The organism is Paenalcaligenes sp. Me52 (assembly GCF_050487965.1).
Taxonomy (GTDB): Bacteria; Pseudomonadota; Gammaproteobacteria; order Burkholderiales; family Burkholderiaceae_B; genus Paenalcaligenes.
Genome location: NZ_JBKQFO010000001.1, coordinates 680629 through 700252 on the forward strand (window position 1 = coordinate 680629; position 19624 = coordinate 700252).

The 19624-nt window shown below is 51.0% G+C and carries 19 protein-coding genes; 7 read left to right on the plus strand and 12 right to left on the minus strand.

The genetic code is table 11. The features are described 5' to 3' along the window. Window positions 1–4 precede the first annotated feature (4 nt). From lnt to queA, 10 genes are all read right to left on the minus strand, one after another. Window positions 5–1678: an apolipoprotein N-acyltransferase gene (gene lnt / locus ACLO87_RS03140; RefSeq protein WP_430222758.1), complete on the minus strand. Its 1674-nt coding sequence runs from the start codon at window positions 1676–1678 to the stop codon at window positions 5–7. Next, complete coding sequence (locus ACLO87_RS03145) at window positions 1618–2493, minus strand: HlyC/CorC family transporter (protein WP_430222759.1); 876 nt, start codon at window positions 2491–2493, stop codon at window positions 1618–1620. Before ACLO87_RS03145 ends, lnt begins: the two co-directional genes overlap by 61 nt. Window positions 2494–2552: 59 nt before the next feature. After that, window positions 2553–3044, minus strand: coding sequence for an rRNA maturation RNase YbeY (ybeY, locus tag ACLO87_RS03150; RefSeq protein WP_430222760.1), 492 nt, complete (start codon window positions 3042–3044; stop codon window positions 2553–2555). Continuing rightward, complete coding sequence (locus ACLO87_RS03155; protein ID WP_430222761.1) at window positions 3034–4074, minus strand: PhoH family protein; 1041 nt, start codon at window positions 4072–4074, stop codon at window positions 3034–3036. The genes ybeY and ACLO87_RS03155 overlap by 11 nt, the downstream gene beginning before the upstream one ends. Continuing rightward, window positions 4071–5465 (minus strand): tRNA (N6-isopentenyl adenosine(37)-C2)-methylthiotransferase MiaB, encoded by a 1395-nt coding sequence (miaB, locus tag ACLO87_RS03160; protein WP_135863745.1) that lies wholly within the window; start codon window positions 5463–5465, stop codon window positions 4071–4073. Before miaB ends, ACLO87_RS03155 begins: the two co-directional genes overlap by 4 nt. A 159-nt stretch (window positions 5466–5624) precedes the next feature. Beyond that, window positions 5625–6587, minus strand: coding sequence for a protein translocase subunit SecF (secF, locus tag ACLO87_RS03165; protein WP_135863743.1), 963 nt, complete (start codon window positions 6585–6587; stop codon window positions 5625–5627). 12 nt (window positions 6588–6599) lie between these two features. Further along, window positions 6600–8474 carry a protein translocase subunit SecD gene (secD, locus tag ACLO87_RS03170; RefSeq protein WP_430222762.1) on the minus strand — a complete coding sequence of 625 codons (1875 nt, stop codon included), beginning with the start codon at window positions 8472–8474 and terminating at the stop codon, window positions 6600–6602. 59 nt (window positions 8475–8533) lie between these two features. Beyond that, window positions 8534–8878 (minus strand): preprotein translocase subunit YajC, encoded by a 345-nt coding sequence (gene yajC / locus ACLO87_RS03175; RefSeq protein ID WP_135861689.1) that lies wholly within the window; start codon window positions 8876–8878, stop codon window positions 8534–8536. Window positions 8879–8970: 92 nt separating this feature from the next. After that, window positions 8971–10107: a tRNA guanosine(34) transglycosylase Tgt gene (gene tgt, locus ACLO87_RS03180; protein ID WP_430222763.1), complete on the minus strand. Its 1137-nt coding sequence runs from the start codon at window positions 10105–10107 to the stop codon at window positions 8971–8973. After that, the gene (gene queA / locus ACLO87_RS03185) at window positions 10104–11171 is read right to left on the minus strand and encodes a tRNA preQ1(34) S-adenosylmethionine ribosyltransferase-isomerase QueA (RefSeq protein WP_430222764.1); all 1068 of its coding nucleotides are present in this window, start codon (window positions 11169–11171) and stop codon (window positions 10104–10106) included. The genes tgt and queA overlap by 4 nt, the downstream gene beginning before the upstream one ends. Window positions 11172–11305: 134 nt before the next feature. Between queA and dacB the strand changes: the two genes are divergently transcribed. From dacB to ACLO87_RS03210, 5 genes are all read left to right on the plus strand, one after another. Continuing rightward, complete coding sequence (gene dacB / locus ACLO87_RS03190; RefSeq protein WP_135861686.1) at window positions 11306–12742, plus strand: D-alanyl-D-alanine carboxypeptidase/D-alanyl-D-alanine endopeptidase; 1437 nt, start codon at window positions 11306–11308, stop codon at window positions 12740–12742. A gap of 88 nt (window positions 12743–12830) precedes the next feature. Then, complete coding sequence (gene upp, locus ACLO87_RS03195; RefSeq protein ID WP_135861685.1) at window positions 12831–13466, plus strand: uracil phosphoribosyltransferase; 636 nt, start codon at window positions 12831–12833, stop codon at window positions 13464–13466. 157 nt (window positions 13467–13623) lie between these two features. Continuing rightward, window positions 13624–13941: a DUF883 family protein gene (locus ACLO87_RS03200; RefSeq protein ID WP_135861684.1), complete on the plus strand. Its 318-nt coding sequence runs from the start codon at window positions 13624–13626 to the stop codon at window positions 13939–13941. 64 nt (window positions 13942–14005) lie between these two features. Next, a complete protein-coding gene (locus ACLO87_RS03205; protein WP_430222765.1) occupies window positions 14006–14413 on the plus strand; it encodes a phage holin family protein in 408 nt (135 codons plus the stop codon). Then, window positions 14406–14792: a hypothetical protein gene (locus ACLO87_RS03210; RefSeq protein ID WP_135861682.1), complete on the plus strand. Its 387-nt coding sequence runs from the start codon at window positions 14406–14408 to the stop codon at window positions 14790–14792. Before ACLO87_RS03205 ends, ACLO87_RS03210 begins: the two co-directional genes overlap by 8 nt. Before the next feature lie 41 nt (window positions 14793–14833). On the opposite strand, the gene ubiD is transcribed toward ACLO87_RS03210, so the two are convergent. Next, window positions 14834–16378 (minus strand): 4-hydroxy-3-polyprenylbenzoate decarboxylase, encoded by a 1545-nt coding sequence (ubiD, locus tag ACLO87_RS03215; RefSeq protein WP_430222766.1) that lies wholly within the window; start codon window positions 16376–16378, stop codon window positions 14834–14836. 75 nt (window positions 16379–16453) lie between these two features. Between ubiD and ACLO87_RS03220 the strand changes: the two genes are divergently transcribed. Continuing rightward, entirely contained in the window at window positions 16454–17287 is an 834-nt protein-coding gene (locus ACLO87_RS03220; RefSeq protein ID WP_430222767.1) for a lytic transglycosylase domain-containing protein, read from the plus strand. 61 nt (window positions 17288–17348) lie between these two features. On the opposite strand, the gene ACLO87_RS03225 is transcribed toward ACLO87_RS03220, so the two are convergent. After that, on the minus strand, window positions 17349–18509 hold the full coding sequence (locus ACLO87_RS03225; protein WP_430222768.1) for a pyridoxal phosphate-dependent aminotransferase: 1161 nt from the start codon (window positions 18507–18509) through the stop codon (window positions 17349–17351). A gap of 92 nt (window positions 18510–18601) precedes the next feature. Between ACLO87_RS03225 and ACLO87_RS03230 the strand changes: the two genes are divergently transcribed. Further along, window positions 18602–19528 (plus strand): hypothetical protein, encoded by a 927-nt coding sequence (locus ACLO87_RS03230; protein WP_430222769.1) that lies wholly within the window; start codon window positions 18602–18604, stop codon window positions 19526–19528. The last annotated feature ends 96 nt before the right edge of the window (window positions 19529–19624 follow it).

Below are 19624 nucleotides of genomic sequence, written 5' to 3' on the forward strand. Positions count from 1 at the left end.
TAGATTAGTCTTGGGTGGAGCGACGGCGCAGTATGCGTCCTGCTCCTGCGAGCACACACACTAAGAGCGAGAACGCAATAATAGGCGTATTGCCCCAGCGTACGTACGGGGTAAGCCCACTCATGCCTTGGATTTCCACATCCAAGATGGCTCGTTGATTTGGTGTCACCATGGCGATAATCGCACCAGTATGATCAACGGCTGCTGTGGCACCAGTATTGGTTGCGCGCAGCATAGGTCTAGCAGTTTCCATTGCTCTTACTCTGGACATCTGCAGATGCTGGCGCAACGCCCACGAGTCGCCAAACCAGGCTAGATTGCTACTGTTGACCAGTAGGTTGGCACCGTTGTCGTATTCTGCAGGTTGTACTGCGCGGATAATCTCTTCACCAAACACGTCTTCGTAGCAGATGTTAGGGGCAATCAATAGATTGTTTAGGGAAAAGTTACGTTGACGTGTGTCACCACGAGCAAATTCACCTAAAGGAATTTGCATCATATCGATGAACCAACGGAAGCCTTGGGGTACGAACTCACCAAAAGGCACCAAGTGGTACTTGTTGTACTGCATGGTTTGGCGCTGCAGTATTTCTGCCGCACTGGTGTCTGGCCCAATCGTGATCAAACTGTTGGTGTAGTAAGACGGATTGTTGGGGTCGGACATAGGCACGCCCAGAATCAGCGTCGCGTTTTGTCGCTTAGCAATATCAATCCAGACCTGCCATTCTTGCTCAGGGATTAAATACTGCATCATGGGTACAACGGTTTCAGGCAGCACAATGATTTGTGGCTCAGCACCGGGCTCTTTGGGTGGCAGCGCACTCATGTGTTGATAGGAGCGAATGCCATCTAGCAGGTATTGCGGGTCGAACTTTTGTGACTGTGGCACATTGCCTTGGACCAGCCTGGCTAATATGGGCGAGCCTTCTGCCTTTGCCCACTCTATTTGTTGCCAATATAAGCTTGCAGCTCCAATGAATATGCTCACCAACAACGCAACAGCAGGTGATTTTTTCTGCATTTGCGATGGTGTTAAGAGGCTGAGTGCAGCGGCACAAAAAGCGGCGCTCCAGCTAATGGCATAGCTACCCAATATGGCAGCCCACCCCGCAAAGAAACCATCTACGTGAGCGTAAGCGATGTTAAGCCACGGAAAACCTGTTAGCAGGCTACCGCGCAACCACTCAAAGAGCGTCCATACCGATGCGGTGATCGTGGCTAGCAGCAGGGCTTGTAACCAAGGGCGTCCACGGCGTGGTTGCAGTAGGCGTATAAGCCAGATAGCTGCGACGATAAAGAAGGCTAGGGCAGCGGCTAACAACGCCACAGCAAGCACGGCAAGTGCAGGGTGCAAATGGCCGAAGTCGTGCATGCTGATGTAGAGCCAATACAGCCCAGTCGCAAAATTACCTACCCCAAATAGCCATGCTTGTAGCAACGCTTGTCGTGTGCTGTTGGCGTTAATGCTGCAGGCAAATAAAACGGCCAATGTAATGAGTTGGACGAAAGGCAGAGCCTGCAGAGGCAGTGGGTCAGGTGCAAAGCTGGTGGCATGTACGACACCAGCTAGCAGCACTAAAAAGTAATTGGATTGCCGTGACTTAGAGGAACTGACGTTCATGGCGTAGGAGTAGAGGAATCGTCCGTGTTCGGGAGGTCGCGTTGTACGTGCAGCCATAGTGCCCGTTTAGGGTCAGCACGTAAGACAGTAAAGCGTAGACCTTGGCTTGTTAGGGTTTCGCCACGACGGGGAATGTGTCCTAATTCGGCGCCTAGCCAACCACCTACGGTGTCGAATTCGTCGTCGGTAAGATGTGTGCCGAATGCATCGTTGAAATCTTCGATTTCGGTAATCGCCATCACACGCCAGCCGTTGTGGCCAGTTTGGAAGATGGTTTGTTCGGCTTCGTCATCGTATTCGTCTTCGATGTCACCTACGATTTGCTCTAACACGTCTTCCATGGTGATCAAGCCGGCAGTGCTGCCGTGCTCATCAATGACGATGGCGATGTGGTTTCGGCTGACACGGAACTCGTGCAGCAGAACGTTTAAGCGTTTGGTCTCAGGGATAAAGACGGCTGGTCTTACCAAAGGTCGCAAATCAATGCCTGGGTTGGCAATGGAGAGCAAGAGATCTTTGGCTAATAAGATACCAATGATGTTGTCCCTGTCATTTTCATACACCGGGAAACGGGAACGACCTGTTTCGATGATGATAGGCAGCAGTTCTGCCAGAGGGGTGGAAATATCCAGTAGGTCGATTTTTGCGCGGGGAACCATGATGTCTGCCACAGTTTTGCTGGCAACATCCAGTGCACCGGAGATCATGGCAGCGGCTTCGCTGTCTATGATGCCTCGTTGTTGGGCACTTTGAAGTATCGCTTTGATGTCTTCGCGATCTTCGGGTTCAGGGCGGCGTTTAAATATCCCACTTAAACGGGATAGACGCTTCTTCTTTCGGGGCTCAGGGTCTGATGAATGTGAGTCTGACATTGTCCATTGGACGCGTAATTAAAACACTGAGCATAACCGAAACAGCGGGCAAGTAATAGTTATTTTGCCAGATAAGGGTTAGGGATTTTCAGTAATTGAAGAATCTCTATTTCCAAACTTTCCATATCTTCCGCATCTTCTGGGTCAATATGATCGTAACCCAGAGCGTGCAACACACCGTGCACGGTGAGGTGTGCAGCGTGTTGTAAAAGTGTTTTCTTTTGTTCTACCGCCTCGCGTTTCAGTACCTCATCACAGATGATGATGTCGGCAGTAATACGCTGGTTTTCGTCTACGCCATACTCAAAAGTCAGTACGTTGGTCGCGTAGGCTTTGTCACGGTATTGACCGTTCAGTTCGGTCATTTCTTCTGGGCCCACCATACGCAGTGCAAATTGAGCACAGGTAAAAGGAGGTACTTCTCCGGCTTCGTGGTAGACAGCTACGGCGTTATCCAGTGCTTTTTGTACCCAGTTGCGCAAGCGCCAGCGAGGCAAAATATCTTGGCAGTCACTGGCGTATTGGATGCTGAGGTGTAGTTCAGTTTTCATCGTTCTGATGGCTTTCGTAGGCATCAATGATTCGGGCAACCAGCGGGTGACGTACGACGTCCTTGCTGGTTAGTTGGGTAATGGCAATGCCAGGCACAGCTTGCAGTACGCGCACAGAATGCTCTAGACCACTGCGCTGTCCTCGTGGCAAATCTACTTGTGTAGGGTCGCCTGTGATGACGGCTTTGCTGCCAAAGCCAATGCGGGTCAGGAACATCTTCATTTGTTCGGATGTGGTGTTTTGTGCTTCATCCAGGATCACAAAACTGTGATTCAGTGTACGACCACGCATGTAGGCCAATGGTGCGACCTCAATCATTTGTTTTTCAAACAAACGTTGTACTTTGTCGTAGCCCATCAAGTCGTACAGTGCATCGTAGAGCGGGCGCAGATAGGGATCAATTTTCTGGTTTAAGTCGCCAGGCAAGAAGCCTAGGCGTTCGCCTGCTTCTACCGCAGGACGAGTCAGCACAATGCGTTGTACCGCTTCGCGCTCCAGCGCATCAATGGCGCAGGCTACTGCTAAAAAGGTTTTACCTGTACCGGCAGGGCCAATACCAAAACTGATGTCGTGGCTAAGAATCTGGCTTAGGTAATCACGTTGGCGTGGGGTGCGCGGACGCAGGTCACTGCGACGGGTACGCAGATTAAGCTCGTCATCATCCAAGGCAGGAGCAGGTGTGCTGGCGTCAACCAGTGGCAGGCTGTTGCGATGCTTGCCTTTGCCACTGGTTGATTGCGTGCGTTGTTCACGGCTTTTCAGCTCAACCAACCCTAGCTGAATATCATCAATGCTCAGTGCTTTGTGTACGGCTCTGTTGTGAAACCACTCAACGGCTTCCGTGGCGAGGCGTAAATCGTTACCTTGCAAGGTGATGTGATTGCCACGGCGTTTGAGCGTAACGTCAAAGGCGTGGGCAATCTGTTTCAGGTTTTCATCCAGTGGCCCACAAAAGTTGGCCAGATGGGTGTTGTCACCATCTAGGTGGATGGTGTGAATAGGGTCGGTTGATGTGTCGTGTTGGCTCATGCAGTAGTAGTTTCCGAGGTCACCATTTCACCACGTAGCGTGTTGGTCATCGCTTGTGTGATGCGTACAGTCACCATTTGGCCTATGAGGCGGGAATTTGCAGGGAAGTTCACAATGCGGTTGTTCTCGGTACGGCCCATCACTTCGTTTTCGTCACGGCGGGACAAACGCTCTACCAACACACGCTGCTCGGTACCAACCATGGCTTCACCAATAGCCGTGGCCTGTTCGTTGATCAAGGCCTGCAGGCGGTGTAGGCGCTCAAATTTTTCTTCTTTGCTGGTGGTGTCTTCGAGATCAGCGGCAGGTGTGCCGGGTCTGCGAGAGTACACAAACGAGAAAGAAGTGTCGAAGCCTACATCTTGAATCAGTTGCAGTGTTTTTTGGAAATCGTCTTCGCTTTCACCTGGGAAGCCCACGATAAAGTCGGACGATAAGGTGATACCAGGGCGAGCAGCACGCAAGCGGCGGACAATAGATTTGAATTCCAAGGATGTGTAACCGCGCTTCATCGCTGCGAGCACGCGATCGCTACCAGCTTGTACGGGTAAGTGCAGGAACGGTACCAGTTTAGGTAGTTTGCCGTGCGCTTCGATCAAACGGGTAGTCATCTCTTTGGGGTGAGAGGTGGTGTAGCGAATACGCTCAATACCAGGAATGTCGTGTACGTATTCCAGCAGCATCGCAAAGTCAGCAATTTCGGTGCTGTCTTGCATAGGGCCACGGTAAGCGTTCACGTTTTGGCCTAGCAAGGTGACTTCTTTTACGCCTTGGTCTGCCAAGTCAGCGACTTCGATCAATACGTCTTCGAAGGGGCGAGATACTTCAGCACCGCGTGTGTACGGCACCACACAGAAGCTACAGTATTTGCTACAGCCTTCCATGATGGATACGAAAGCGGTAGAACCATCAATACGGGCAGGCGGTAGGTGATCGAATTTCTCAATTTCAGGGAAACTGGTGTCTACCTGCGAACGGCCACTATGACGGCGTTGCTTGATCAGTTCAGGCAAGCGGTGCAGAGTTTGCGGGCCAAATACCACGTCTACAAAGGGAGCGCGTTCAACAATAGCTTGGCCTTCTTGGCTTGCTACACAGCCACCCACGCCAATCACCAGATTGGGGTTTTGCTGTTTGAGGTGACGCACTCTACCTAAGTCAGAAAAGACTTTTTCTTGCGCTTTTTCGCGCACGGAACAGGTATTGAACAGAATGATGTCCGCTTCATCAGGATTGGATGTTAATTCCACAGGGCCTTGCTGATTCAGTACGTCGGCCATTTTTTCCGAGTCGTACTCATTCATTTGGCAGCCAAAGGTGCGAATAAACAGTTTGCGGGTAGGGAGCTGCTCGTCTTGAGTAGCAGGAGAGCTAGAGATGGTATCTTGCATGATAGGTGCCGTGGCGGGTGTAGACCCCGGGGGCAAAAAAATGAAAGCATCTAGTATAACGCGACCGGCAGGGCGACTGTGATGCTGGTGTTGCAGGTGTGGTGTATGTGCGGAAAATAGGCATAAAAAAAGCCAGAGTAAGAACTCTGGCTTTTTTGTTTACCCAAGCACTTCTGCTTCGGAGTCTTCGTCTTTTTTGACGGGTTTGATCAAGTCTTCTCGGGTAATGCCTAGCCACATGGAAATTGCAGCTGCCACAAACACGGAGGAGTAAATACCAAACCAGATACCGATGGTTAGCGCCAGTGAGAAGTAATGCAGTGTGGGGCCACCAAAGAACAGCATGGACAACACCATCATCTGAGTGGAACCGTGAGTGATCACAGTACGCGAGATGATTTGAGTGATGGAGGTGTCAATCACATCAGAGGTGGACATGCGGCGCTGTTTGCGGAAGTTCTCACGAATACGGTCCATAACCACCACAGACTCGTTCACGGAGTAACCTAATACCGCCAGCACACCTGCCAGTACTGCCAGAGAGAATTCCCACTGGAAGAAGGCAAAGAAGCCCAAAATGATCACCACGTCGTGCAAGTTGGCCAGCGCACAAGAGACAGCAAGCTTCCACTCAAAGCGGAATGCCAAGTACACCATGATACCTACCACTACAAAGAGCAGAGCCATCAAGCCGTTATGCACCAGCTCTTGACCCACTTGTGGGCCTACAAACTCAACGCGGCGCAGTTCAACTTTGTTGCTGCTGGCGGCATCTGCTGCTTGCAATGCACTTAATACGGCACGGCTTTGCTCGGTACTGGCGTTAGTGTCGCCATCGCCATGGGTAGGAAGGCGAATCATGACATCGCGTGGTGTACCAAAGTTTTGCACTTGGTAGTCACGGTAGCCTAGACCGCCAATGGTTTGGCGTACATCGTCTAGCGGTACAGCTTCTTCGTAGTTGACTTCAATGACGGTGCCGCCAGTGAACTCAATAGACAGGTTGAAGCCTCGAGTAACAATGAAAAATACCGCTGCAACAAAGAAAATGGCACTAATTAAGTTCAGCACCAACGCGTGGCGCATGAAGGGGATAGTGCGGGAAATTCTAAAAAATTCCATGTTATTCCCAGCTTACTGTTTGTTATCAGGTTTCCAGACCTGGCCGATAGCCAGACTCTGTAGGCGACGACGTTTGCCATACCACAGGTTTACCAGGGCACGTACACCCACGACGGAGGAGAACATTGAGCTTAGAACGCCCAGAATGTGCACCACCGCAAAGCCTCGTACGGGGCCGGAGCCGAATGCCAGCAACGCAATACCAACGATCAAGCTGGTCAAGTTGGAGTCAAAAATGGTGGCCCAAGCACGGTCAAAACCTAAGTTGATCGCTTGCTGCGGGCTTGCGCCGTTTCGTAACTCTTCACGTATACGCTCGTTAATCAGCACGTTGGCGTCAATAGCCATACCCAGTGTCAACGCAATCGCAGCGATACCTGGTAAGGTCAGTGTGGCTTGAAGCATGGATAGCATGGCCAGCAACAGCAAAACGTTGAAGGTCAGACCCAGTGTAGAGAACACACCAAACAGCTGGTAGTAAATGATAATGAAGATCGCAATGGCGATAAAGCCGTACAGAGTGGAATCAAAACCTTGTTTGATGTTTTCTGCACCCAAGCTTGGGCCAATAGTACGTTCTTCAATAATTTTCATCGGAGCAGCCAACGAACCTGCGCGTAGCAGCAGGGCGATATCGGTGGCTTCCTGAGCGTTCATGCTGCCGGAGATCTGTACTTGGCCGTTAGGGATTTCCGAACGGATTACAGGGGCAGTAACAACCTCGCCTTTGCCTTTCTCAAACAGCACGATAGCCATGCGTTTGTTGACGTTGTTGCGAGTAACGTCACGGAAAATGCGGGAACCTTTGTTATCCAGTGTCAGGTTAACAGTGGGTTGTTGAGTTTGTTGGTCACGACCAGGTTGCGCATCTTGCAGGTTTTCACCTGTCAGTACAATCTGACGACGCAGCAGCAATGGGCGACCATCACGGTCGGTGTAACGCTCCAAACCAAACGGTACAGTACCGGCCATTAAGGCGGCAGTAGCAGTTGGGGAGTCATCCACTAGGCGGATTTCCAAGGTAGCTGTACGGCCCAGAATTTCTTTGGCTTTGGCTACGTCTTGCACACCAGGCAACTGCACCACAATACGATCAGCACCTTGTTGCTGAATCACGGGTTCAGATACGCCCAGCTCGTTAATACGATTTCGCAATGTAGTGATGTTCTGACGCAGGGCGTTTGTTTGTGCCTGAATCAGTGCTGTCTCAGACAGCGTGCCTATCAATTCGATGCTGCCATCTTGGCCGCCATTGACGAATTGCAGATCAGGAATTTGGCGACGTAATGCCGTGATGGCATCGGAACGTGCTTCGGTAGAACCAAAGTTCACGACCAACGATAAGTTCTGACGCTCTACGCCTTTTTGCGGAATGTCAGCTTCACGTAATGCGGTACGAACTTCGGAGGCCAAGGACTCGTAACGACCTGTCAGAGCGCCTTGCATGTCTACTTCCAGCAGGAAGTGAACACCACCACGCAAATCCAGACCCAAGTGCATAGGTTGTGCGCCAATGGCAGTCAACCAACTGGGGGATGCGGGCATCAAGTTCAGGGCTACGGTGTATTCAGGGTCGGCTGCGTCGGGTACCAGTTCACGCTCAATAATGTCTTTGGCGCGGAACTGAGTGTCGGTTGAGTCAAACCGTACACGAATAGTGCCGGAGGTACCGTGCTGCTCGAAATAGGACCCCGTGGATACAAGGTTGTGACGTTGCAAAATACTTTCAACGCGCGACAAGGTGCTTAAATCCACTTTGACCGTGGACTTGGCGGAGGCTACCTGCACTGCTGGCGATTCGCCATAGAAGTTAGGCAGTGTGTAGATCACGCCTATGATCAGTGCGACCAGTACAGTGAGATACTTCCAGATAGGATAACGGTTCATGGGTACTTCGGCAGAAACGGTACACAAAGCCCGAACGGATGTTCGGGCTGGAGAGGGAATTACAAGCTTTTGATAGTGCCTTTAGGCAGAACAGAACCAACAGCTTGACGTTGCATTAGGATTTCCACAGGCTTTTCGGCCAAGGAAGCAACTTCAACAGTAACGTAGTTGTCTTGCACTTTTGTGATTTTGCCCAGCAAACCACCGGATGTGATCACTTCGTCGCCTTTGCTCAAGTTGGCTACCAGATTACGGTGCTCTTTCTGACGTTTCATTTGAGGACGGATCATCAGGAAGTACAAGATGACGAACATCAAAATGATAGGCAGCATGCCTACCAAAGCGTTTTCGCCACCGGCTGCGGCTTGGGCGGGGATAACTGTCAGAATGTCAGCAATAGACATAGAGGCTCCTGTGTGATCGGAATTGTTCTTAAAAAATTAAGCTTTATGTAAGCAAAGCGTTATTGTAGCGACATCTTCTTCGTCTGTAAGACTTATTCTATACCGCGGGAACGGTCGCGTGCGAAAGCCGCTTTCCACTCTTCAAAACGCTCAGCTTCGATAGCATCGCGCATTTCCTGCATGATTTGCAAATAAAAATGCAAGTTATGGTAAGTGTTCAAGCGAGCACCCGCGATTTCATTGGATCGTTGCAAATGATGCAAATACGCGCGCGAAAAGTTCTGGCAGGTGTGGCAATGGCAACTAGGATCCAGTGGTCTGGTGTCATCGCGGTAACGCGCATTACGGATTTTTACGTCGCCAAAGCGTGTGAACAACCACCCATTACGTGCGTTACGGGTAGGCATAACGCAGTCAAACATATCCACGCTTTGGCTCACGCCTTCTACCAAGTCTTCTGGTGTGCCTACACCCATTAGGTAGCGAGGGGCGTGTTCAGGCAAACGAGGGGTAGTGTGCTGCAGAATGCGGAACATGTCTTCTTTGGGCTCACCTACTGACAAACCGCCTATAGCGTAGCCCTCAAAGCCAATGTCAGTCAGGCCAGCTAAGGATTCTTCGCGGAGATCCTCGTACATGCCGCCCTGCACAATGCCAAACAAGGCATTGGGGTTTTCTAATGCGTTGAACTCATCGCGAGAACGTTTAGCCCAGCGTAATGACATACGCATGGATTTAGCGGCTTCTTCGTGAGTAGCTGGGCGCTCATCTATAAGATAGGGCGTACACTCATCAAACACCATGACGATATCGGAATTCAACGCATGTTGAATGCGCATGGATTCTTCAGGTGTTAAAAACATTTGGTCGCCGTTAATGGGCGAGGCAAATTTCACGCCTTCTTCGGTGATCTTGCGCATACCTTTAAGGCTAAATACCTGAAAACCGCCCGAATCGGTAAGAATAGGGCCATTCCATTGCATAAAGCCATGCAAACCACCGTGCTGTCTAATGACTTCAGTGCCAGGGCGCAGCCACAAGTGGAAGGTATTGCCCAGAATAATCTGCGATTTAATTTCGGTCAGCTCATGTGGCAGCATGCCTTTGACGCTGCCATACGTGCCCACAGGCATAAAAATAGGAGTTTGAACCACGCCGTGATTCAACGTGACTTGGCCTCGACGGGCTTTGCCATCACGTTTAAGTAGCTTGAAATCTAATCCACTCATGATTGTTGGGCGGCCTCAATAAACATGGCATCGCCATAACTGAAAAAACGGTAATGTTGCTTTATAGCATGGCTGTATGCCTGCTGAATAAAGGGGAGTTTGGACAGCGCAGAAACTAGCATGAGCAAGGTAGACTGCGGCAAGTGGAAGTTAGTGACCAAGGCATCTACCCACGTAAAGGTGTAGCCCGGTGTAATAAATAAACGGGTATCGCCTTCAATGCTGCCATCAGCGTTTTGGTGGCCATTGCATTCTTGATAACGCACGGCAGATTCCAGTGCACGCACGCTGGTGGTACCTACGGCAATAATGCGTCCGCCTTGTTCACGAGTGCGTTGTAGTTTTTCTAAGGTTTGGGCGGGTACGAAGAAACGTTCGGCGTGCATTTGATGTTCACTAAGCTGCTCACTGCGTACCGGTTGGAAGGTACCCGCACCCACATGCAGGGTGACAAAGGCTTGATCTACGCCCAGTTCTTGCAAACTGTTCAACAGGTTTTCATCAAAGTGCAAACCCGCCGTAGGAGCGGCCACTGCACCAGGGGCTTCAGCGTAAACAGTTTGATAGCGTTGATCATCTTCGGCAGTAGGTACTTGCTGAATATAAGGGGGCAGAGGCGTGGCACCGAATTGTTCCAGTGCCTCTAAGGCGGGCTGCTCAAACGATAGTTCAAACAACGCGTCTTGACGGCCTGTGACAGTGACTTCCAGTTGGCCATCAGCCAGTACCAAACGAGTACCTGGTTTGGGCGATTTGCTAGCACGTATGTGCGCAAGCGCTTGGTGAGCAGAGGTAATACGCTCTACCAGTACTTCTACTTTTCCGCCGCTTTGTTTTTCACCCAGTAGTCTGGCTTTGATCACTTTGGTGTTGTTGAACACCAGTAGATCGCCTGGACGCAAAAGTTGGCTGATCTGGCTGAATTGCATATCGGTGAGCTGGCCTGCTGCGTTCAGATGTAGCAAACGGCTACCGGTACGCGTGGCTGCTGGAGTCTGGGCAATCAGCTCAGGCGGCAGATCGTAGTCAAACTGGGAGAGTTCCAAAGAGGGATCAACGGGCATAACAGAAACTTTGGCCGTGCAAGGTGGGAAACCCGCCATTTTAACGCTGTTGCAGAAAAAACGTTTGGTTTTGCACTCTTACAAGGGAAATTTCGTTATGCTGATGCTTTGATTTTCTGCCGCCAGAGCATGTTATGAAATCCCTATATCGTCTGTGTCAAAGCCTGTTGTGTTGCGTAGCGTTGTTTCTACCTCTGACCGCTGTACAAGCGCGTATAGAGGGATTACCAGACGATCTGGAACGAATTTGGAAAAGCACAGGGTTACCCGATAGCGCTTTGTCGCTAGTGGTGCAGGATGTGGATGGCAATGTACTGATTAGCCATAACCCAACTGTGCCGCGTAACCCGGCTTCTGTCATGAAAATGGTCAGCACATGGGCGGCACTGTCTACCTTGGGGCCGGAGCATACGTGGCGAACCAGCTTGATGGCGCAGCAAGGGGGCGTGATAGATGCTCAAGGCTCATTGCAAGGGCCGCTGTATATCAAAGCAGGCGGTGATCCTTTTCTGACTATTCCTGAGCTCTGGAATTTACTGCGCGAATTACGCATGCGTGGTGTAAAAAATCTTAGCGATGTCGTGATAGATAGATCCGTCTTTGGCACTATCTCTACTGATCCTTACGCTTTTGATGGGGCAGGCGACAGACCTTATAACGCTAGCCCTGATGCGATGGTGGTGGGTTTGGGGGCTTCTCGCATTGTGTTGCAACCCGATGCCGATACTAAACAGTGGCTGGCATTTGTTGATCCCCCGCTACCTGGCGTACGCGTGGAAGGCAATGTGGAATGGGCCAATGGTAGTTGCCCAGGCTCACCAGCAATTAGCACACGAGTAGGGCAAACCGCAGGTAATGTTGTGATTTCCCTGAGTGGTAGAGCCGCTGGTTCATGTGGTGAATTTAGCGTTTACAGACTGTCTCACTCTCAGCCTGAGTTTTTTGAGGCCGTATTCCGCATGTTGTGGAAAGAGCTGGGAGGTACTTTGTCGCGTGATGTGAAAGCCGGCAGCATTCCTGGTAACGCCAAGACTATGGTGTGGCATGACTCTCGCCCGCTGCTAGAACAAATTCGCATGATTAACAAGCAAAGTAATAACCTGATGGCCACCATGCTGCTGCTGTCTGCCGGTGAAAACTTGCAAGGCCGTGGGGCGACCACAGCTTCGGCTGAGCGTGCGGTAGAGCAGGTATTGAATCGCCAAGGTGTGAATACACAAGGTTGGCGCATTGATAACGGTTCAGGGTTGTCGCGCGAAGCACGATTGACTGCTCAAGGGTTGGCGCAAATGCTGCAACAAGCATGGCGCTCTAATTACATGCCAGAATTTATTTCTTCCCTAGCGATTGCAGGGGTAGATGGTACGGTAGGGCGTCGCTTTAGAAATAGCGATGCCGAGGGGCGTGCCCACCTGAAAACGGGTACGTTGCGTGATGCACGTGCGTTGGCGGGTTATGTAGTAGACAGCCAAGGTAAGCGGTACATCATGGTGAGTTTGGTGAACGATCCACGCTCTGATGTGGTGCGTCCTTTTGATGATGCGCTAGTGAAATGGCTGGCAGGTCGTTAGTCTCTCGCAGTTTGGTTTAAAATAGAGAGCTGGTGCGGTGTCAGACTGGCACCGTGTCAGGATTCTAACGATAAGGAATATAGTTTCCATGCCCATACATGAAATACGCCACCCTTTGATTCGCCACAAACTGGGCTTGATGCGCCGTGCGGATCTAAGCACTAAAAACTTCCGTGAGATGTCTCAGGAAATTGCGGCGTTGCTAACTTACGAGGCGTGTAAAGATTTACCGCTGGAAACTACAGCAATCGAAGGCTGGTGTGGCCAGGTTGATGTGGAAAAGCTGGCAGGTAAGAAGGTGACGGTTGTACCTATTTTGCGTGCGGGCATAGGGATGCTAGATGGCGTGTTAAGCCTGATCCCCGGTGCTAAAGTATCCGTAGTGGGTATTGCACGTAATGAAGAAACCTTGCAAGCGCAAACCTACCTTGAGCGTTTGGTAGGTGAGTTAGATCAGCGTTTGGCTCTGATTATTGACCCTATGCTGGCAACCGGCGGTTCGATGGTTGCAACCATTGATATGCTGAAAAAAGCCGGTTGCAAGAACATTCGTGCATTGGTGTTGGTGGCTGCACCTGAGGGCGTTAAGGCCGTCGAAGATGCCCACCCTGACGTGCATGTATATACTGCTTCTATTGACCAGCGTTTGGACGAGCATGGTTACATCGTGCCAGGCCTAGGTGACGCCGGTGATAGAATTTTTGGTACTCGCCAGAAAATTTAAGGAAGTTTGAGCTGAATCTAATTTTTACAAATCTTGTAACGAGGGCCTTCAGGCTAGTTGTAAAAATCAGGTAAGCTTAATGTAGACGTAGTGCAGCAGGTGCTATGAAAGTAGGATCTGCAGACTGTTCAACTTTTTGCTTTTCAAGGAGCGAACTATGGTGACTAGAAAACGTGTACAAGCAGTGGAAGAAAACTTCATCGACGATGTGAAAAGCAGCTTGGACGAAGCCGAGAAATTGTTGCGTGAAGCCGCTTCTGCCTCCGGTGATAAAGCAACGGAATTGCGTGAAAGCGCATTGCGTGCGCTGCGCAACACACGTGAAGTCTTGCATGATACGCAGGAAGCCGTTGTGGAGCGTGGTCGTCAAGCAGTGAAAGCAACGGATCACTACGTGCATGACAATCCTTGGCAAGCCATTGGTGTGGCTGCAGTAGTAGGTTTGCTATTTGGTATGTTGGTAAGCCGTCGCTAATCACCTCCGGTTGTTCACTACGGCTGCCTGAACTCAGGCGGCCGTTTTATTGCAAAGAGGTCACATGACATTACGACAATCTGTGGGCGACATAGGTTGCACCGTTCTGGCGATCTTCCGCACCCGTTTGGAATTGGCGGCGGTAGAAGCCGGTCAGCAAAAAGCAAGATTGGCACGCATCATGGTGATGCTGTTTGGTGCGCTACTCTTTAGCACCTTAGCATTGCTGGTATTTACGCTGTTTATTGCGCTTTTGTTTTGGCCTACGGAGTACCGTTATTGGGCTATAGCCAGCTTGTTTGTGGTGTATGCCGTCTTAGGGCTGAGCTTTGGTTTGATGGTAATGCGTCGTTTGAATTCGGGGTCATATCCGTTTGAAGCGACCGTCGAAGAAATCAAAAAAGACATACAAGTGATTGAGAACTTACGCCAATCGTCACGCGATGAGGCAGGGGGGGGCAATCATGAGTAACAGACGCAATAAAGAGCTAGACGCTGAAATTCGCATTGAGTTGCTGCGTGCTCGTGCCGCGATAGAACGTGATGATTTACGTAAGCAAGTACAAACGTTCAGCGGGAAAATTCAACCTGCAAATTTGCTTAGCTCTGCACTAGGAGCTGGACGCAGTAGTTTGTTGGGTGGTTGGGGGAGTTTGCTGTTCTCTGCATCCACGCGCTATCCCTTGCTGTTGTCATTGTTCTCATCGCTGTTGGGTGGCGTTGGGGGTAAAAAACTGAAAACTGGGGCTGCTGCGCTAATAGGTTGGCGTTTGTTCCGTATGTTTACCTCACGCTCGGCCAAGAAGCGCCAGGGCGATGATGAACGTAGCGATCGTGTTATGGGACCCTGAGCAGTAGTGCTCAGGGTTTTTTTCTGCCGCGCGGTAGGCGATTACAGCTTCAGATCAGCCCACAAATCATCCACACGTTTTTTCACGTCATCACTCATGTTGATGGAGCGGCCCCACTCGCGGTTGGTTTCGCCTGGCCACTTGTTGGTAGCGTCCATACCCATTTTGCCGCCCAGTCCCGATACGGGTGAGGCGAAGTCTAGATAATCAATGGGTGTGTTTTCTACCAGAACGGTGTCACGCACAGGGTCCATGCGTGTAGTCATGGCCCAGATCACTTCTTTCCAATCACGGGTGTTGATGTCTTCGTCGACTACCACGATGAACTTGGTGTACATGAACTGACGCAAAATACTCCACACCCCAAACATCACGCGCTTAGCATGGCCAGCGTATTGTTTGCGGATGGATACGACCGCTAAACGGTAGCTGCAACCCTCGGGTGGAAGGTAGAAGTCTACGATCTCTGGCAACTGGCGTTTAAGTAGCGGTACAAACACTTCGTTCAACGCCACGCCCAATACCGCAGGTTCATCAGGCGGTTTGCCTGTGTAGGTGCTGTGGTAAATAGGGTTGCGGCGCATCGTGATGCGATCTACGGTAAAGACGGGGAACCAATCTTGCTCGTTGTAGTAACCGGTGTGGTCGCCATAAGGGCCTTCCAGTGCCTGTTCGTAAGCACTGTTGTGCGGAGCAGGTGCGCCTTCAGGTACTACAGGGGGCAATGCGTCGGGGTGATCGGCAGGCAGAATGTGGCCTTCCAGAACAATCTCAGCATAGGCGGGTACAGACAGGTCACTACCGATGGCTTTAGCCAGTTCGGTGCGTGAACCACGTAATAGGCCAGCAAACTGGTACTCAGACAAGCTATCCGGCACAGGAGTCACCGCACCCAGAATAGTGGCAGGGTCACATCCCAGTGCTACAGCGATAGGGAAAGGCTTTCCTGGGTTGGCCAAGGCATGGTCACGGAAATCCAGCGCACCACCGCGGTGTGATAACCAGCGCATGATGAGCTTGTTACGGCCTATTTGCTGTTGGCGGTAAATGCCCAGGTTTTGGCGTTTGGCGTGTGGGCCTTTGGTGATCACCAAACCCCAAGTCAGCAGTGGTGCTGCATCGTCAGGCCAGCAGTGTTGTAGGGGAATGTCGTTTAAATCTACGTCGTCACCTTCCAATACAATCTCTTGGCAGGCGGGGTTACGTATCATTTTTGGGGCCATATCCCACAGTGCCGACTTCAGCATGGATACTTTAGAGAAAGCATCACGCAAGCCGCGAGGGGCTTCGGGTTCACGTAGGGTGGCCAGTAGTTCGCCTACCTCACGTAGGGCGGAAACCTCTTGTGCTCCCATTCCCCAGGCAACTCGTTTAGGGGTACCAAATAAGTTAGTGAGCACCGGCATTGTGGCTTTTTTGCCCTGATGCATGGCATTTTCAAACAGCAGTGCGGGGCCTTCTGCGTTCAGGACTCTATCCCCGATTTCTGTCATTTCCAAGTGTGTAGACACTGGTGTTTGTATGCGTTTTAGCTCGCCGTGCTGCTCAAGCTGGGCGATGAAATCTCGTAAGTCGCGGTATTTCACTGTGAAGAGATACTCCGGTTTTCTGGGGTAAAGGTTGTTAAGATTATACCTACAGGATTAAGAAGGAGTCCGGACATGAATCCAGACTGGGCACATCAAGGCTTACGCCTCGTACGTTATCGCATTAGCGAGTTCGTACATATGTGTGCGATTTACTTGGGTATTGCTGTGCTGGTAACGATCGCGGCGGGGCTGGTTGTGCCGTCGATCCGAGAACAGGCCCGTCAGTTGTACTCGGTGATGGTAGATGCTCTACGCCCTGAAGTGCTGAATAACGACAATTTCGCACAATTCGCGTGGATGATGCCGGACGCCAATAAGGAAGAAGTCACTGAAGAAGGTAATGAACCGCCTCCCCCTATTGAAGAGGAGGTGGTGGAGTATTCTGCCTATCAAGGTTTTGTGGATACCTTACAGCGCACTGTAGCCGGCGCTAATGTGAATAGCATATCCAAAACGCAGTTTCAGGCTTTACGCAGCTACATTGCGCGCAAATATAAAATCGCGCACAGTGTGTCGGGAGCATTGGTGCAAACGGCCTTCACGGTGGGAGCTGAAAAACGCATAGATCCACAGCTGATTTTGGCAGTTATCGCGATAGAGTCTAGCTACAATCCTTTTGCGGAAAGTCATGCCGGAGCACAAGGTTTGATGCAGGTGATGACCCGAGTGCACCGCGATAAGCTAGAGAATTACGTAGAGCGAGAACTAGCTGTGTTTAGCCCAGAAGCCAATATTCGAGCAGGCACACAGATTTTGTACGACTGTAGAAAGCGTAGGGGCTCATTAACCGGTGCTTTAGCGTGTTACGTGGGGGCTACTGGCCCTAGCGATGGAGGATACGGTGCACGTGTACTGGCAGAGCGTCGACGTATGGCGCTGGCATCAGGGATACCTATACGCGATTAATGCTCACAAAAAACGCCACGATAATTACGTGGCGTTTTTGTTAGTAGGCTAGCCGAGCTTCTTAGGCTAAGAAACGGCGCATACGTTCTACGGCTTCGTGCAGGCGTTCCAAGGATGTGGAGTATGAGAAGCGCAGGGTGTGGTGTGCCATGCTAGGGCCAAAGTCGCGGCCGGGTACGGCAGCGACGCCGGCTTCGTGCAACAAGCGTTTGGAGAAATCTTCGCTGTCGTTGCTGTGCGCTTTAATATCAGCGTAGATATAGAAAGCGCCGTCAGGTTTGACGGGTACATCTACACCAATTTGCTCAAAGGCTGATAACAGAAAATCACGGCGTGCTTTAAATGCCAACCTACGCTCTTCATAAATTGCCATGCTGTCTTCTGTGAAGCAAGCTAAGGCAGCGTGTTGCGCCAGCGCTGGTGCACAAATAGCTAAGCTAGCGGCCATACGATCAATGGTAGGAATCAGCGCAGGGGGAACAATCATCCAGCCCAGTCGCCAACCAGTCATGTGGAAGTACTTAGAGAAACTGTTGATGATAATGATGTCATCGTCTAGTGTCAGCGCGCTCAGGGGCTGTTCTTCGTAGTAAATGCCTAGGTAGATTTCATCCATGATGATGAAACCGTTACGAGCACGTACTTCGGTAATCAGTTCTTGCAACGCTTCACGACTAATGGTGGCACCGGTAGGGTTGCTTGGAGAAGCAATCAGCACTCCACGTGTGCGCTCGTTCCAGTGTTGGCGTACGTGTTCAGCGTTGAGTTGGAAACGTTGCTCAGCCGTTGTAGGCACTAAAACCGTTTTACCACCAGCGGCCGTCACAAAATTTTGGTTGGCTGGGTAGGAGGGGTCGGGCATCAGCACTTCATCACCGGGATTGATCAAGGCCAAGGCTGCTAGGGTTAGTGCGCCAGATGCGCCAGCGGTGACTACAATACGATCAGGGGTGACTTGAGTGGCGCCAAAAAAGCTTTGATAGTAACGGCTGATGGCAGCACGCAGAGCGGGCTCACCCAGCGGTGGAGTGTACTGACTACGCCCGGCTTCGCTCGCTGCATGTAGTGCCTGTACTACAGCGGCAGGGGCGGTGAAGTCTGGTTCACCTATGCCCAGGCTGATAATATCTTTGCCTTGAGCTATCAAGGCATTGGCTTCTTTGAACAGTTCTACCGCATGAAAGGGAGTGATGTGTGCAGTTCGATGCGCTGGGCGAAACATAAAGCAGAGAATCTCGGTATAAAAGGCCGCATTGCAGCGGTGGCTGAGTCAGGATTAACCCATTAATCATAAGCATATGGCAGGAAAATACAATGCATTCTGAATCGCGTCGGGCTTTTCTGTCGGGTCGTAGGCATGTGGAGCAGGTCAGTGCATGGGATCAGTTCTGCTTACAACTGGGCCAAAAAGCGCAAGGTGAGAAGCGAGTGTTGGGCGGGGAGCAATTATGTTTTACGCCAGAAACACCGGCAGATGTACATCACGCTCGCAACCTCTGTGCCTTGCATCAGGTCATGATGGGGGTAGAGGGTGTGCCTCACCGGCAAAGTGACGACACGTTACCCACCTTGTGGGTAGATCCCAAAAACTTGAATAAATTTCAGATTTTGCAGCCGGAAAACGGGCACTGGTTTGTGCAGCCAGGCTGCTTGTTGGGAGAGCTAAGCGAAGCGGGCTTACGCGGTTTAGCGGCGTGGCCAGCAGAGTGGACGATTGCGGCGTGGTTGCTAGATAGACACAGCCAAAGCTGGCGCACAGGCCACACTCACTTGTCGGGTGTGGTTCATGCATCATTAGTCATGGACGATGGCACGGTATCGAGTTTGGGGGCTTTTGGGCAGAACAACACCAAACCGTTGAATACGCCACGGTTGCGTCAAATGGTGCCTCAGCTGTTTCAGTTGCAAAATAGTGAAATGGGGCAAGCGTGTTTGGCGTTACCGCTGTGGGAAGCACGCTATAGATTAGATGCCTTGCTGCCTGTGCAGGCAGATCATGATTTGAACTTAGCTCACCTACTATTAGGTAGTGGGGGCGATCTAGGTTGGTTGGAGTGGGTGGTGTTGGATGCGCGCTGTTTATCCACAGAGGCTGTGTGGGAGCATTCACAAGCTGGTTTACTGCGTGAAAAAAGCCTACAGATTGCCGCCGCCGATATAGAGATGGAAGTGAAGCAATGCTTTGATCCGCAAGGGAATTTTACACACCCTGCCCAAGAGTGGGATGGGCTAAAACTATAGTTCTACTATTTTTGCTGCCCTGCAGCATGTGTTCCGTGTGACCTAGAGGATAGAATGGGGCTCTTTAGGGTTAGCCCTGTATTTAGTATTTGAATT